14 protein-coding genes and 1 riboswitch are annotated in these 15,005 nt (G+C 32.5%); of the genes, 12 read left to right on the plus strand and 2 right to left on the minus strand.

The features are described 5' to 3' along the window. Position 1 precedes the first annotated feature (1 nt). The 8 genes from BLS90_RS06240 (at position 2) to BLS90_RS06275 (ending at position 8,583) form a co-directional block, all read left to right on the plus strand. The gene (locus BLS90_RS06240; RefSeq protein ID WP_073351280.1) at positions 2-364 is read left to right on the plus strand and encodes a hypothetical protein; all 363 of its coding nucleotides are present in this window, start codon (positions 2-4) and stop codon (positions 362-364) included. A 94-nt stretch (positions 365-458) separates the two neighbouring features. Beyond that, positions 459-1,331: a succinate--CoA ligase subunit alpha gene (sucD, locus tag BLS90_RS06245; protein ID WP_091256513.1), complete on the plus strand. Its 873-nt coding sequence runs from the start codon at positions 459-461 to the stop codon at positions 1,329-1,331. A gap of 219 nt (positions 1,332-1,550) precedes the next feature. Further along, the gene (locus BLS90_RS06250; RefSeq protein WP_091256514.1) at positions 1,551-1,973 is read left to right on the plus strand and encodes an ADP-ribosylation factor GTPase-activating family protein; all 423 of its coding nucleotides are present in this window, start codon (positions 1,551-1,553) and stop codon (positions 1,971-1,973) included. Positions 1,974-2,105: 132 nt separating this feature from the next. Next, positions 2,106-2,202, plus strand: a riboswitch (SAM-I-IV-variant riboswitch). A gap of 54 nt (positions 2,203-2,256) precedes the next feature. Beyond that, entirely contained in the window at positions 2,257-3,579 is a 1,323-nt protein-coding gene (locus BLS90_RS06255) for a Na+/H+ antiporter NhaC family protein (RefSeq protein ID WP_091256517.1), read from the plus strand. A gap of 183 nt (positions 3,580-3,762) precedes the next feature. Next, positions 3,763-4,509, plus strand: coding sequence for a 3-oxoacyl-[acyl-carrier-protein] reductase (gene fabG, locus BLS90_RS06260; protein WP_091256521.1), 747 nt, complete (start codon positions 3,763-3,765; stop codon positions 4,507-4,509). 82 nt (positions 4,510-4,591) lie between these two features. Further along, entirely contained in the window at positions 4,592-6,619 is a 2,028-nt protein-coding gene (locus tag BLS90_RS06265) for a hypothetical protein (RefSeq protein ID WP_091256524.1), read from the plus strand. Positions 6,620-6,633: 14 nt separating this feature from the next. Beyond that, on the plus strand, positions 6,634-7,530 hold the full coding sequence (locus tag BLS90_RS06270) for a LysR family transcriptional regulator (RefSeq protein ID WP_091256811.1): 897 nt from the start codon (positions 6,634-6,636) through the stop codon (positions 7,528-7,530). Positions 7,531-7,668: 138 nt separating this feature from the next. Beyond that, positions 7,669-8,583 (plus strand): YeiH family protein, encoded by a 915-nt coding sequence (locus tag BLS90_RS06275; RefSeq protein ID WP_394331024.1) that lies wholly within the window; start codon positions 7,669-7,671, stop codon positions 8,581-8,583. A gap of 191 nt (positions 8,584-8,774) precedes the next feature. Here the strand turns inward: BLS90_RS06275 and BLS90_RS06280 are convergent, their stop codons facing one another. Beyond that, on the minus strand, positions 8,775-9,524 hold the full coding sequence (locus tag BLS90_RS06280; protein WP_091256526.1) for a YoaK family protein: 750 nt from the start codon (positions 9,522-9,524) through the stop codon (positions 8,775-8,777). A 98-nt stretch (positions 9,525-9,622) separates the two neighbouring features. Here BLS90_RS06280 and BLS90_RS06285 point away from each other — a divergent pair, with 98 nt between their 5' ends. Further along, positions 9,623-10,621, plus strand: a complete 999-nt coding sequence (locus BLS90_RS06285) for a zinc dependent phospholipase C family protein (RefSeq protein ID WP_091256529.1) — start codon at positions 9,623-9,625, stop codon at positions 10,619-10,621. 56 nt (positions 10,622-10,677) lie between these two features. Here the strand turns inward: BLS90_RS06285 and BLS90_RS06290 are convergent, their stop codons facing one another. After that, positions 10,678-12,777 (minus strand): LTA synthase family protein, encoded by a 2,100-nt coding sequence (locus BLS90_RS06290; RefSeq protein WP_091256531.1) that lies wholly within the window; start codon positions 12,775-12,777, stop codon positions 10,678-10,680. 247 nt (positions 12,778-13,024) lie between these two features. On the opposite strand from BLS90_RS06290, the gene BLS90_RS06295 reads away from it, so the two are divergent. The 3 genes from BLS90_RS06295 to BLS90_RS06305 all read left to right on the plus strand — a co-directional run bounded on the left by BLS90_RS06295 (position 13,025) and on the right by BLS90_RS06305 (position 14,999). Then, positions 13,025-13,456 (plus strand): QcrA and Rieske domain-containing protein, encoded by a 432-nt coding sequence (locus BLS90_RS06295; RefSeq protein WP_091256533.1) that lies wholly within the window; start codon positions 13,025-13,027, stop codon positions 13,454-13,456. A 125-nt stretch (positions 13,457-13,581) separates the two neighbouring features. Then, positions 13,582-14,016: a thioredoxin family protein gene (locus tag BLS90_RS06300; protein WP_091256535.1), complete on the plus strand. Its 435-nt coding sequence runs from the start codon at positions 13,582-13,584 to the stop codon at positions 14,014-14,016. Further along, positions 14,016-14,999 carry an FAD:protein FMN transferase gene (locus BLS90_RS06305; RefSeq protein WP_091256536.1) on the plus strand — a complete coding sequence of 328 codons (984 nt, stop codon included), beginning with the start codon at positions 14,016-14,018 and terminating at the stop codon, positions 14,997-14,999. Before BLS90_RS06300 ends, BLS90_RS06305 begins: the two co-directional genes overlap by 1 nt. The last annotated feature ends 6 nt before the right edge of the window (positions 15,000-15,005 follow it).

Genomic DNA, 15,005 nt, shown 5'->3' on the forward strand with positions numbered 1-15,005 from the left:
TATGTCTGCTAAAGAAATTGTTCAGAAATTTTATAAATCGGATGCTTTGATTGATCGTGAAGTTATCAAAGATTTTTTGCATCCAGAGGTAATCGTAGAATGGAATAGTAGTACAGGATTTGTGGAACTTAATTATGATTCGTTATTAAATTTGTCCAATGATTTAAGTAAAGCTTATGTCCGTTCTAAGGTTCGTATAAGCCATCTTATTGGTGAAAATGATTTGATTTCGGTACGTTATTCTCATTTTGTGAAAACGATTGAGAACCCAAGAGAAGAAATGTTATTGGCACATTTTATAGTTATTTGGCAAATAAAAGACAATAAATTATTTCGAGGCTATCAAATGAGCCAATTATCCTAATTTAGTGTCAAAAAACTGAATACTGAATACGGATTAGTGCTTACTATTTTATACTTTTGCATAACCATTTTAAAAACTACATAAAAAATATATCATGAGTGTTTTAGTTAATAAAGATTCCAAAATAATTGTTCAAGGTTTTACAGGAAGTGAAGGAACTTTCCATGCTTCTCAAATGATTGAGTACGGTACTAACGTTGTTGGTGGTGTAACTCCAGGAAAAGGGGGGACTACGCACTTAGATAGACCCGTTTTTAATACTGTAAAAGATGCTGTAGAACAAGCAGGAGCTGATACGACTATCATTTTTGTACCGCCAGCTTTTGCTGCAGATGCAATAATGGAAGCTGCTGACGCGGGAATAAAAGTAATTATTGCAATTACTGAAGGAATTCCTGTGGCAGACATGATCAAAGCGAATAGTTATGTTAAAGAAAGAAAAGCAAGATTAATAGGGCCAAACTGTCCAGGTATAATTACTCCAGGCGAAGCTAAAGTTGGTATTATGCCAGGTTTTGTATTCAAAAAAGGAACAGTTGGTATTGTTTCTAAATCGGGAACATTAACGTACGAAGCTGCGGATCAAGTAGTAAAACAAGGATTAGGAATCACTACTGCAATTGGTATTGGTGGAGACCCAATCATTGGAACTACAACAAAAGAAGCTGTTGAATTGTTGATGAATGATCCAGAAACAGAATGTATCGTAATGATCGGCGAAATTGGTGGACAATTAGAAGCTGATGCTGCTCATTGGATCAAAGCGGATGGTAACCGTAAACCAGTTGTAGGGTTCATTGCAGGAGTTACCGCTCCAGTAGGACGTACAATGGGACATGCAGGTGCAATCGTTGGTGGATCTGACGATACTGCAGAAGCTAAAAAACAAATCATGAGAGAATGTGGTATTCACGTAGTAGATTCTCCAGCAGAAATTGGTAAAAAAGTTAAAGAAGTTTTAGGTTAATCTTATACTCCAATTAAATATTCTAAAAAGCCTCGCAATTTGTGGGGCTTTTTTAATTATAAATTGAATTAAAGAAATATCTTTGCACTTTATTAAATGGATTTTTTTTTTCAGATTCAATACTAATAAAAGTAAATACAAACGAATGGTTTCTAATGGGCCTCACGATTTTGTGGGGTATTTTTTTGTCGAAGTCATTTCAAATAAAAATAAAATAATATGTACAAAGAATTAAAAAAATTCAAAGTTACCAATCAGTTTTCATTTACTGCAGAAGATAGTCTGGCAGAAGTATGCAATGCTTCAGAAGGATCTGGAGTGTTTTTAGTGTATTCAGTAGGGGATGAAAAAGAGTTAATAATGGTTGGTTCTACAGGTACCGTTCAAAATAACGGAACTTTGAAAATTAAAAATGGTGGTCTTCAAGAAAAAATTGTAGAAGGACACCAATTTGCAAAAACAGGAAGAAAATATTCTTGGCCAGCACAAATGAAAATTGAAGATATAAGTACGCTAGAAGTGGTTTGGTATGAAACATTTAATGACAGGACCAAAGTAATTCCAACTTTTGTAGAAGGACAAGTTTTACAAAACTTCTTAGACGAAAACGGTAGATTACCAAGATGGAATGTAGCTTTTTAATTATTTCGATAATTTTAGAGTTGTTTTTCAGTATTTTATAATTGCGCTACATTTTTATGTAGCGCTTTTTTTTGAATTGTCTTATTTTTGAATTAAATCCAATTTATTTCATAAATAATTGAGTACTTTTGCACCCGTTATCACGAATCCTGTAATAGGATAGCAACCTGCAACAACAAGCAAGGTGCTAAAACGATAAGCCAAATCCTTTGGAAAAAATGTTGTTTACATTCCCATTTTTAGCTTTGTTTTTCGTCATAATTTTAAATTTAAAATTATTTTTATGACTTTATTTTCAAAAGACAAAGGAAATGCCTTTGCATTAATTCCTTTATTTGTTTTCATTTTTACTTTTTTAGGAGCAGGAATCATTTTGAATGATTTTTATGCTTTTCCATCGCCAGTGGCAGTTGTAGTTGGTATCATTACATCTTTTTTACTTTTCAAATCCTCAACTGAGGATAAAGTTGAAACTTTAATTGCAGGATGTGGGGAAAGTAAAATAATGACCATGTGCTTAATTTACTTGCTAGCGGGAGCGTTCGCAGTGGTAAGTAAAGCGATGGGCGGAGTTGATGCAGTTGTGAATCTTGGAATAAATACTATCGACGTTGCTTATTTTCCGTTAGGAATTTTCTTGATTGCTTCTTTTTTATCGACAGCCACTGGAACTTCAGTAGGTGCAATTGTAGCGATTGGCCCGATAGCTGTAGCATTAGCTGATAAAAGTGGTGCTTCATTACCACTGATAGCTGGTGCTTTATTAGGTGGTTCGATGCTAGGGGATAATCTTTCCATGATTTCTGATACTACAATTGCCGCGACACAATCATTAGGATGTGATCTAAAAGACAAATTCAAAATTAACTTGTTTATTGCCTTTCCGGCTGCATTTTTGACGATTCTGGTTTTCTTTTATCTTGGTTCAAACTCGGATATTGTGACTGTTGCCATTGCAAAAAGTGATTTTTCTTGGATTGCAATTGTACCTTATATTTTAGTAATCGTATTGGCTGTTGTGGGTGTTAATGTATTTTCAACATTGCTTATTGGTACTTTATTAGCAGGTATTATAGGATATTTTGGTGGCTCATTTACGCTAATGGAATTCACGCAAAAGATATATGAAGGCTTTACTAGTATGACTGATATTTTCTTGTTGTCTATGCTTACCGGAGGTTTAGCTGCCATGGTTGATAAAGCGGGCGGAATAACGTATTTATTAGTTCAGATTAAAAAAAGAATTAAAAGTAAAAAATCAGCTCAAGCGGGAATTGGCGCTATAGTAGGTTTTGCTAATTTAGCTATAGCGAATAATACGGTTTCTATTGTAATTACCGGACCGATTGCTAAAGAAATTAATGATGAGTACGAATTAAATCCTAAAAAAACGGCTGCAATTCTGGATATTTTTTCGTGTATAATTCAAGGGATTTTACCTTATGGTGCTCAAGTATTGCTTATATTGAGCTACGCTAACGGGAAATTAGATTTCTTTGACTTAATTAGTAATGCATGGTATCATTTATTTTTACTAGTTTTTACATTAGTGGCTATATACAGTTCGTTTTGGGATAAATGGACAAAGCGTTTCTTTAAAATTTAAGAGTTGAATTTTTGACTGTAATTGCTTTTGAATTTTTTTTAAAAAAGGAATTATTATATATTTGACGAGTGTAAGATAGCCCTGATAGTAGTGAAAATCTTTTTATGTAAGCGATAGCGGTCATAAAAGATTGAAACGGATAGCAGGAATAGCTCCAAATAAAATTTAAACTAATTTTTGAATATGAAATTACTAGAAGGAAAAGTTGCCATAATTACTGGTGCGAGTCGAGGAATTGGAAAAGGAATTGCTGAAGTTTTTGCAAAACAAGGTGCAAATGTAGCCTTTACATATAGTTCATCAGTAGAATCTGCTTTGGCTCTTGAAAACGAATTGAACGCTCTTGGAATAAAAGCCAAAGGATACCAATCAAATGCAGCCGATTTTAATGAAGCGCAAACTCTTGTAGACGCGGTTTTGGCTGAATTTGGAACAGTTGATATTCTAATAAACAATGCCGGAATTACCAAAGACAATCTTTTGATGCGTATGTCTGAAGGCGATTTTGATCAAGTAATTGATGTTAACTTGAAGTCGGTTTTTAATATGACTAAAGCCATTCAACGTACGTTTTTGAAGCAACGTTCTGGTTCAATTATCAATATGAGTTCTGTTGTGGGAGTAAAAGGAAATGGTGGACAAACGAATTATGCAGCTTCTAAAGCGGGTGTTATTGGTTTTTCTAAATCAGTAGCATTAGAATTAGGATCACGTAACATTCGTTGTAATGTAATTGCTCCGGGTTTTATAGAAACGGAAATGACGGCTAAATTAAACGAAGATGTTGTAAAAGGATGGAGAGACGGAATTCCATTGAAACGTGGCGGAACAACTGAAGACGTTGCTAATGCATGTCTTTTCTTCGCTTCGGATATGAGCGCTTACGTAACTGGACAGGTTATGAATGTTTGTGGAGGGATGCTTACTTAAAATAATTATAAATTATAAATGATGAATTTTAAATGGTGAAAGAATTCAAAATTTAAAATTCATCATTTAAAATAAAAAAAGAATGACAACAAACACGCTACTATTATTACTGCTTTCATTACTAATAGCTGGTGGTTTGTCTTTTTTTCAATATATCTACAAAGCCAAAAACAAATCGAAAGTCGGTTGGTTTTTGGCTTTTTTGCGTTTTTTATCCATTTTTGGAATTTTATTGTTGTTGATTAATCCAATAGTAACTAAAAATACGCTCGAAACAGTTAAAACGCCTTTGCCGATTGTTGTTGATAATTCGAGTTCTATTTCTTTTTTGAATGCCAATGAAAAAGCATTAGAATTGTATAAAAAAATACAATCAAACTCTGATTTACAAGAGAAATTTGATGTGCAATCGTATCAGTTCTCTGATGATTTTGAATCTACTGAAACATTTGATTTTAAAGGAACGCAAACTAATATTGATGTTGTAGCCAAAAATCTAAAAAGCATTTATAAAAACACAATCTATCCTACGGTTTTAATTACAGATGGAAATCAAACTTCCGGGAATGATTATGTCTATAGTTTTGATGCTGTAAATAAAGTATATCCTTTGATTGTAGGTGATACAACGACTTTTTTAGATTTTAAAATCAATCAACTGAATGTTAATAAATATGCTTTTCATAAGAATAAATTTCCTGTAGAAGCTTTTTTACAGTATTCAGGAACTAAAAGTGTAACAGCTGATTTTGTTATTTCACAAGGCAATTCAGTATTCAGTAAACAATCAATTACTTTTTCTCCATCTAAGAAAACAGCAACTGTAAACATATTTTTACCGGCTGATAAAATAGGATTACAGGTTTTTAAAGCTACAATATCATCAAAAGAAAAAGAAAAAAACACATATAATAACACTAAGAATTTTGCGGTTGAAGTCATTGACCAAAAAACAAATATTGCTATTATTTCAGCTATAAATCATCCTGATTTAGGAGCAATGAAAAGAGCAATTGAATCGAATGTACAGCGTAAAGTAACGATTGTTAAACCAAATGAAATCAAGACATTGCAAGATTATAATGTTTTGATTTTATACCAACCAACGACTGAATTCAAAACTATTTTTGAGAATAATAAAGTTGCCGGAATCAATACATTTATCATTACTGGAAACAACACTGATTTTAATTTTCTGATTCAGCAGCAGAATAATTTGAACTTTAAAATGAGCGGACAAAAAGAAGATTATTTGTCGGTTTTTAATGAGCAGTTTAATTTATTTGCAGCTGACAATATCGGTTTTGAAAATTTACCGCCTTTGCAAAATGCTTTTGGAACCGTAACTGTAAAAGGGTCGGTGTCTGTTTTGCTTTCGTCCAAAATCAGAGCTATAAATACTAATTCACCTTTGTTAGCTTTTGCCGAAAATCAAGGCAAACGAGCCGCTTATCTTTTAGGAGAAAACAGTTGGAAATGGCGTTTGCAAACTCATGTCAACAATCAATCCTTTGAAAAATATGATGTTTTCATTGATAAGATTATTCAATTTTTGGCTTCTAATAATTCTAAAAAATCACTGGTGGTAGAACATGAAAGTTTCTATAATTCAGGTGAAGCCATTGAAATAAACGCGCAATTTTTCAATAAAAATTATGAGTTTGATGAAAAAGCCCGTTTGACAATTGCGGTGACCAATACTAAAACGAAGCAAACGAAAAATTACGATTTATTAAAAGGAAATAATTCCTACAAAGTCAATCTTGATGGATTGAAAGCGGGTTCTTATGCGTTTACTGTCAAAGAATTGAATTCAAAAACGACCTATTCCAGTAATTTTGAAATTCTTGATTTTGATATCGAAAAGCAATTTGTCAATCCCGATGTGGAGAAATTGACGCAATTAGCCACGCAAACGCAAGGAAAAGCTTTTTTCACAGACCAAGTTGATGTGTTAATTAAAACGCTTTTGGAAAATGATGAATATAAAGCGATAGAGAAGAACATTGTTACTAAAACTCCTTTGATAGATTGGATTTGGTTATTGGTTTTAATTTCATTTTTGTTGGCAACGGAATGGTTTGTTCGAAAATACAATGGATTACTCTAATACAATTAAACAACATGGATTTTAGACTGAAAGTATTTTATACTGTTGCAAATCGTTTGAGTTTTACAAAAGCTGCAACGGAATTATTCATTACGCAACCTGCGATTTCCAAACATATTCAAGAGTTAGAAGAGCAATATAAAATCAAGCTGTTTGACAGGAATGGTTCCAAAATCGCATTGACACCTGCAGGTGAAGTGTTATTAAAACATACTAAAAACATTTTTGAAGTATACCGCGAGATTGATTTTGATATGAGCACGCTTATTAATCAACGTTCCGGATTGTTGCGATTAGGCGCTAGTACAACGATTTCTCAGTATATAATTCCGCCACTTTTAGCTCGTTTCCACCAAAAATTACAAGATGTAAAAGTGAGTTTACTTAATGGAAACACCGAACAAATAGAAAATGCTTTACTAAATCAGGAAATTGAAATAGGAATTGTTGAAGGGCAATCAAAAAATAAATCTATTAAATATACCGAGTTTTTAAAAGATGAATTGGTTCTAGTTTGTAAGAGTTCCAATCCGTTAGTAAGTCTTGATGAAGTGACTCAGGAAGATCTTAAAAACATGCATTTTTTAATGAGGGAACAGGGTTCTGGAACACTTGAAGTTATTGAACATGCGTTAAAACCATTTGAAATTAAACTTTCAGAACTACAAATTGAAATGCAATTAGGAAGTACCGAAAGTATAAAATCCTATTTGATAAACTCTGACTGCGTGGCTTTTATATCCATTCATGCGATAAAAAAAGAACTTCAAAACAATGAATTGGCTATATTAGATATTAAAGATTTAGTTATAGAACGTTTCTTTTATATTATTACATTACAAGGAAAAACGGATTCGCTATCTAATTTGTTTATCCAGAATATTTCCAATCATTATAATTTAAAGTTATAGCAGATTATAATTTGCGATTGGCTTAAATAGATTTATCTGCTGACCTTTGTACTGTACTAATTCAACAACTTTACATTGGAAACGCATCAAAAAGTCATACAAAAAGAATCTTTTATTTTTTTTAAAGTAAATGCCCCTTTGCAGCAACTTATTTTTGTTGTCTTGCTATTGTTTTGTACCACAATTTTTGTTTCTCCGCCGATTGCTTTAGTATTAGGATTGATTGTCGCCAACCTTTTTGGACATCCTTTTTTAGAGTTGAATCATAAAGCCACTAATTATCTGTTGCAGTTTTCAGTCGTTAGTTTAGGATTTGGAATGAATGTTCACAGTGCAGTGTCTGCAGGAAAAGAGGGCTTTTTGTTTACAATTGCATCTATTGTGAGCACTTTAGTTTTAGGAACTTTTTTAGGTAAATGGTTTAAAACGGATACTAAAACATCTCATTTAATTTCCTGTGGAACGGCAATTTGCGGAGGAAGTGCCATTGCGACGATTGCTCCCGTAATCCAATCGGATGAAAAACAAACCTCAGTTGCTTTAGGAGTGATATTCATTCTGAATTCGGTAGCGCTATTTTTATTTCCTGCCGTGGGTCATTGGTTGGATTTATCGCAGAAAGAGTTCGGATTATGGTGTGCCATTGCCATTCATGATACGAGTTCTGTAGTAGGAGCAGCGAGTAAATTTGGACCTGAAGCTTTGCAAATAGCCACAACAGTAAAATTAGCCCGATCGTTATGGATTATTCCGGTAGCACTGATTACGGCATATATTTTTAAAAATAAATCCGGAAAAATAAAAATTCCTTACTTTATAGGATTGTTTATTTTGGCAATGATTGCCAATACGTATTTGCCACAAATGGAGAGTATAGCGCCACACTTGGTTTCCGTTTCCAAAATAGGCTTAACAGTAACTTTGTTTCTTATTGGAGCCGGACTAAATAGAACTGTTTTAAAATCGGTTGGATTGAAACCGCTCGCACAGGGAATTTTGCTTTGGACATTTATAGCAATCGCAACTTTGGTCTCTATTATTTATTTAAAATAGTCAATGGTAGTAATTAATAAAAATTTCAATTCGTTTTAAAAATAAAAATTGAAACACATAGAAAATAAAAGCAGGGTAGCACAGTACTTAGTTTCACAAAGCCTTTAATTTCTCAGAACAAGTGAAACGCCTTCTAAAATTTTAAAATCTATGTTTCTATGTGGTTAAAAATTAAGAAACTTTAATTTCAATTATTTATTTAAAATAGTTTTACGATGAAATGTTTTTCGTTTGATCACGTGAAATTGCAATCTAATATAATCGTACAAAAGTGCAAACAATAAAAAGGTTGCGGCTACAAAAAGTGTTTTCATTTCTAGTAAATTATACAAAAAACCACCTAGAATACAGCCCATGAAAAAGAAAATAATAATGGACAATCTCAAATAAATACTAATTTTTAATTTTTTGTTTTCTTCTGGTTGTTTATAAAAGAACAATTGAGATAATTCTATTCCTAAATCAGTAAAAAGCCCGGTTAAATGGGTTGTTCGAACAGTAGATTGTGAAATTTTAGTTACTAAAGAATTTTGTATTCCCATAGCGAAAAGCATCGAAAAAGCAATCCATTTCCCTTCAATGCTGGATAATTCAGACGCTAGTCCAAAAACACCAACACCAATTAAAATAATCATTTCCAGGGAAATAGGAATGACATGAGATAAATCGGGATGTTTTTTAGAAATTAATTCTGCTAAAAAATTAGAGGTAAAAGCGCCTAACAAGAAGAAAATAGTAAAAACAAAAAAGGTAATGGCAGCTATATAATTCTGTTTCATTATTTCTTCGGCAAAATAGGCAAAATGTCCCGTAACATTAGTGGTTAATGTGTGTACGGATAAAACTCCAGTTACATTTACAATTCCGGCAACAAAAGAGAGTAAAGTGGCTAAGCGCAGGTTGTGAATAAAAGTTCTGTTTTTTCCTTGATGTCGAAACATAGTTGTCCTTTTCTTTTTTTAATTAACAGAATCTTAAACTCAATTTTTTCTAATAACGATTTAAAGAAATACATTTGTACTTCAAAAAAATAAATTTAATGAAAAATTTTAAAATTAGACCTACACTTATCACTTTATCTGCTCTTGGCGTTGCCTTTCTTCTTTTGTCATGGGGAGTTATCGGTCATGAACGAATTAACAGAGCAGCTGTAATGGCATTGCCAAAACCTTTGCAAACTTTTTTTTACAATCACATTGATTTCATTACACAAGCATCCACTGTTCCAGATTTAAGAAGGAACATCTTAAATGACAAAATGGAGCCGCCGCGTCATTATTTTGACATGGAGAATTTTGGTGCAGTAGAGACTTTTCCTAAAACTATGGAAGAAGCAAAGTCTAAATACGATGAGAAATTTTTGACTAAAAACGGAATTTTACCTTGGTATATTCAGGATATGATGGTCAAATTGACTAAAGCTTTTAAAGATAAAAGAAAAAACGAAATCCTTTTCATTGCGGGTGATTTAGGTCATTATATTGCAGATGCACACATGCCATTGCATACTTCAGACAATCATGATGGACAAAATACCAATCAAAAAGGAATTCATTCCCTATGGGAAAGTCGTTTGCCAGAATTATTTGTAAAAAACTATAAATTGAATGTAGCACAAGGAAAATATTTAGAAAATGTGGACAAGGCTACTTGGGATATCATTTTTGACACGCACAGTCTAGTGGAACCTTTATTGGCTACCGATAAGAAACTAAGAACCGCAACCGCTGAAAACAAAATGTATGTAACCGATGCAGCTGGAAATGTTGTCAAAAACAAATATGGAGGAACAGTATATTCAGATGAGTATGCTGCTAAATTACACACAGATTTGAATGGAATGGTAGAACAACAAATGAAAAAGGCCATTACAGCTACAGCAAGTTTTTGGTACACGGCTTGGGTAAATGCAGGAAAACCGGATTTAAGTACTCTTGACGCTGCAGAACTTACAAAACGCAATAGTAAAACGTTAAAAAAGGATTTAAAAACTTTTGAAAAAGGGAATCTTTTTGGTTTGTCAAACGAAAAAGAGTAACGCTATATTTCTAAATGAAAAACGGGTGAAACTTCAATTTCACCCGTTTTTTTATGCTAATTTATTTTTTGATATTTCTTTTTCTTCAACATATCCGAGGCAGTTTGATAGTACGAAATAGTTTCGTTTACTAAATCTGATCTTTCTTTTTTTAATGGCGTTTGTTCGTAGAATATTTGGAAATCCAGTGGTACTGTCTGGTTTGGTTTCAACGCTAGCTGAAACTGTTTAACGCTTTTTTTAGGTGAAATAACCGTCAAAATATTGTCTTTTATTAATCCTAAATCCTGATATGTAGCAATCAAGGCTCTAGGTTTATAATCTGGTTTTAACACATCTTGACCATAAAATTTACTTTGGTATTTAAAGTTTAATAGCCCTAAAACGGTTGGCATAACATCAATTTGTGACATTAAATTAGTGTAGTTTTGAGGTGCTACAAATCCAGGACTAAAAATCATAGCAGGAATTCTGTATTTATCTGCCGGAAGTTCTGTTTTGCCAGCACTCGAAGCACAATGGTCTGCTAAAATGATAAATACAGTATTCGTGAACCAAGGCTGTTTTTTAGCCATTTCAAAGAATTTTTTGATGGCAAAATCAGTATATTTTACACCACCATCTCGCGATTTTGCATCGCCGGGAATATCAATTTTTCCATTGGGATAAGTAAAGGGTCTGTGGTTACTCACCGTCATAATATGATTAAAAAATGGCTTGTTAGTAGAAGCCTCTTTATTCATAATCCCAATAGCTTTATTGTACATATCTTCATCACAAACTCCCCAAATATTATCAAAAGTAATTTCGTTTGGTGCAAACGTCTTTTTATCTACAATTTCGTATTGATTTCCTGCGAAAAAATCTTCCATATTATCAAAGAAAGCATCGCCTCCATACATGAATTTGACTGCATATCCTTTTTCTTTAAATATAGCTCCAGTTGAAAATTTATTTTTATTGTCTTTCCTTTTTACAACACTTTCGCCTGCTGTGGGAGGAAAGCATAAAGTAACCGCTTCAAGACCGCGAACCGTTCTGTTTCCTACCGCATAAAGATTCGTAAAAACAAAACTTTTTGTTGCTAAGCTATCTAGAAAAGGAGTGATGTTTTTTTCGTTTCCATACATTTTCATAAATTCCGCACTGTAACTTTCGATCGTTATCAAAACCACATTCTTATGGTTTTCAGCAGCTTTACTTTGAATTTGTCTCAAGGTCGTTTCTCCCGATATTTGCGGAATCTGCTGCTTTAATTGTGCATAGGCATCAGCACTAGGAACGGTTTTATAAAATTTAAAATAGTCTAGTTCACTATTCATAAATGCCAAATAAAACTTATAAATTCCGTTCGCTTGCAATTCATTTGCAAAAATATTTTGAGAATTTTCCTTAACTGATAAAGCTGGAATAGCAAAAAGTGACAGTCCAAAAAGAAGGAAATAAATTCCTGAAATTTTCATTTTTTCAACGAAATCAGGAATACTCTCGATATAAACTTTCGATTTTTTTACAATAACGTACGTTACTAGTCCAGCAATGATGAAAAGGGCTGAAAATATGGGAATAACAGGATACGATTCCATAATATTTCCTATAACTTCATTGGTATAAATTAGATAATTTACAGCTATAAAATTGTACTTCACTCCAAATTCATTCCAAAAAAAGTATTCACTGATCCCGTTTTGCAAAATTAAAACCACATATAAAAAGATCACAAAGGAAAACAGCCAATACCGAATTTGGCTCCTATATCTAGGTAAAAAAAGAAGCAATGCGAATAAAATTGTTTTTATCGAAAGAAAGGCAATTACGATTTTGGGTAAAGCACTTCCATATTCATTGAGCACCGTGTTTCCAAAGGAAATATAAAGTAACAGTGCAACGAATAATGCAAGGATTAAATAGCCATAAGGTCTAAAATATTTGGAATTAGATATAAAAATAAGGTATAGCCATAAGAAGCCGCTTACTAGCACAAAAACAAAAAAGTCAGATATAAAGCCAAAGATAAATAAGGATACGGTATCCACCCAAGAAAAGGTAGCTTGAGTTATAGGATGAAAAAAGAGAATTATTCTTAAAAAAAAACTAACGGTAATATAAAAAAGAAATAAGTAATAGAATGGAGAGACTTTTTTTGATAAATTCATGTATTTATATTTTTGTGTAAAAATATAATTAATTTTCAAACCTATTTTTTAAGAATAGCTTAATTTTTCATTAAAAAGCTGTCTTAGTATAAATATATTTATCAATTTTAAATGAATACTATTAAATTTTAAAACTATCGTAAAAATATTTTGAATCTTTAAACGGGTATTTTTATTTTTAAAAATAAAACTAAAACTATTTTTTTTGCGTATGTAAGTATATGAAGCAACCTAATATAAAATAATCATGACTAGAAAAGAATTTTTTGCGAGAGTAGGATTTGGAGCAGCAACTGTTTTATTGCCAGCTTGTATAGCCGGTTTGGCTACGAGCTGCAGCTCAGATGAATCAAGTAATGGTGGTTCTTCAACACCAACCGCTACAAGTAATTTTACTGTTGATACCAGCACTGGAGCTTTGGCTACAAATGGAGGTTTTATAGTTATGAATGGAATTATAATTGCAAGGACTAATACAGGAACTTTTCTGGCAGTATCTTCTTCATGCACTCACGAAGGTGTAACGCTTGGTTATGATAAGTCAGGGAATGTATTTGTTTGTCCAAGACATAATTCTCAGTTTACAAGTACAGGTACCGTTATTTCAGGACCAGCTCCTTCTAATTTAAAACAATATCAGACAACTTTGTCAGGAACAACTTTGACCGTTATGGTCTAGCCCTATAAAGAATCATATATATCTGTAAAAAAGCCGTAAAATTAATTCTGTCTTAATTTTCATAATCAGAAAACCATACTTCACTAGAAATAAATACTTTTACAGTGTTAAAACAGATTTAAAAGATGAAAAAACAAGTCATGTTCTTGTTTCTTTTTATAGGAACATTAGGACATTCCCAAAACTGGAAATCTAGTTTTGAAGAAGCAAAATCGCAAGCTATTGCGGAAAATAAAAATATTATACTCGTGTTTTCTGGATCTGATTGGTGTGCACCATGTATCAAATTAGAAAATACAATTTGGAAGTCTGAAGATTTTAAAAAAGAAGCAGAACAGAAATGGGTAATTTATAAAGCTGATTTTCCTAAGAAGAAGGCAAATTTATTGTCAGCAGAGCTTACTGCCAGCAATAAAAAATTAGCAGAACAATACAACAAATCAGGAAATTTTCCTTTAGTGTTGCTTTTGGATCAATCAGGAAGTGTTTTAGGAATCACTGGTTACAAAAATGTAACTCCGCAAGAATACTTACAAATCATTCATTCCTTTGAGAAATAATGAAAAAAATACTCTTCATAGTTTTTTTATTTATAACGGTATTAGCAACTGCTCAAATTACGCACAAGAGAAAGTTGTTTATGTTAGGAAGTCCTTTTGAGGTTACTGCTGTTGCAAAAGACACTATTAAAGCCAATGAATATATTGATTTGGCTGTAGCCGAAGTAAAACGTGTCGAGAATTTAATTTCTGATTGGATTCCCACAACACAAATTTCTGAAGTAAATAGAAATGCAGGAATAAAACCAGTAAAAGTAGATGCCGAAGTTTTTGAATTGGTAGAACGTTCCATCAAAATTTCTCAAATTACCAATGGTGCATTTGATATATCGTACGCTTCCATGGATAAAATATGGAAATTTGACGGTAGTATGAAAACTATGCCAACGCAGGAAGCCATAAAAAAATCAGTTGATAAAATTGGATATAAAAACATTATTTTAAATAAAAAAGAACACACCATTTTTCTGAAATCTGAAGGAATGAAGTTAGGATTGGGTGGTATTGGTCAAGGATATATTGCAGATAAAGTGAAAGATTTATTGTTTTCAAAAGGCTGTCTTTCCGGAATTATAAATGTTTCTGGCGATATTAATGCTTGGGGAAAACAACCAGACGGAAAATCTTGGAATGTTGGAATAGTAAATCCTTTGAACAAAAATAAAATATTTGCAACTTTTCCTATTGAAGATAGCGCCGTAGAAACATCTGGTAGTTATGAAAAGTACGTTATTTTTAATGGCATGCGCTATTCTCATATTATTGATCCTAGAACAGGTTATCCGGCGACAGGAGTAGTAAGTGTATCCGTTTTTGCTAAAAAAACTGAAATCGCAGATGCTTTAGCTACTGGGATTTTTGTGCTTGGGGTGGATGTTGGGTTGGATTTAGTAAATCAAATAAAAGGTGTTGAATGTATTATTGTAGATGATAAAGGCAAGATTCATTCCTCCAATGGTATTGATGTTCAAAAATATAATTAAATAAAA

It is taken from the genome of Flavobacterium omnivorum, from assembly GCF_900099915.1.
GTDB lineage: Bacteria > Bacteroidota > Bacteroidia > Flavobacteriales > Flavobacteriaceae > Flavobacterium > Flavobacterium omnivorum.

Excerpts from the sequence above, each read along its gene's own strand:
- BLS90_RS06270 (WP_091256811.1), top strand. The coding sequence starts at position 6,634 with ATGGATTTTAGACTGAAAGTATTTTATACTGTTGCAAATCGTTTGAGT.
- fabG (WP_091256521.1), top strand. The coding sequence starts at position 3,763 with ATGAAATTACTAGAAGGAAAAGTTGCCATAATTACTGGTGCGAGTCGA.
- BLS90_RS06305 (WP_091256536.1), top strand. The coding sequence starts at position 14,016 with ATGAAAAAAATACTCTTCATAGTTTTTTTATTTATAACGGTATTAGCA.
- BLS90_RS06295 (WP_091256533.1), top strand. The coding sequence starts at position 13,025 with ATGACTAGAAAAGAATTTTTTGCGAGAGTAGGATTTGGAGCAGCAACT.
- BLS90_RS06265 (WP_091256524.1), top strand. The coding sequence starts at position 4,592 with ATGACAACAAACACGCTACTATTATTACTGCTTTCATTACTAATAGCT.
- BLS90_RS06290 (WP_091256531.1), bottom strand. The coding sequence starts at position 12,777 with ATGAATTTATCAAAAAAAGTCTCTCCATTCTATTACTTATTTCTTTTT.
- BLS90_RS06285 (WP_091256529.1), top strand. The coding sequence starts at position 9,623 with ATGAAAAATTTTAAAATTAGACCTACACTTATCACTTTATCTGCTCTT.
- BLS90_RS06250 (WP_091256514.1), top strand. The coding sequence starts at position 1,551 with ATGTACAAAGAATTAAAAAAATTCAAAGTTACCAATCAGTTTTCATTT.
- BLS90_RS06255 (WP_091256517.1), top strand. The coding sequence starts at position 2,257 with ATGACTTTATTTTCAAAAGACAAAGGAAATGCCTTTGCATTAATTCCT.
- BLS90_RS06240 (WP_073351280.1), top strand. The coding sequence starts at position 2 with ATGTCTGCTAAAGAAATTGTTCAGAAATTTTATAAATCGGATGCTTTG.
- BLS90_RS06280 (WP_091256526.1), bottom strand. The coding sequence starts at position 9,524 with ATGTTTCGACATCAAGGAAAAAACAGAACTTTTATTCACAACCTGCGC.
- BLS90_RS06300 (WP_091256535.1), top strand. The coding sequence starts at position 13,582 with ATGAAAAAACAAGTCATGTTCTTGTTTCTTTTTATAGGAACATTAGGA.
- sucD (WP_091256513.1), top strand. The coding sequence starts at position 459 with ATGAGTGTTTTAGTTAATAAAGATTCCAAAATAATTGTTCAAGGTTTT.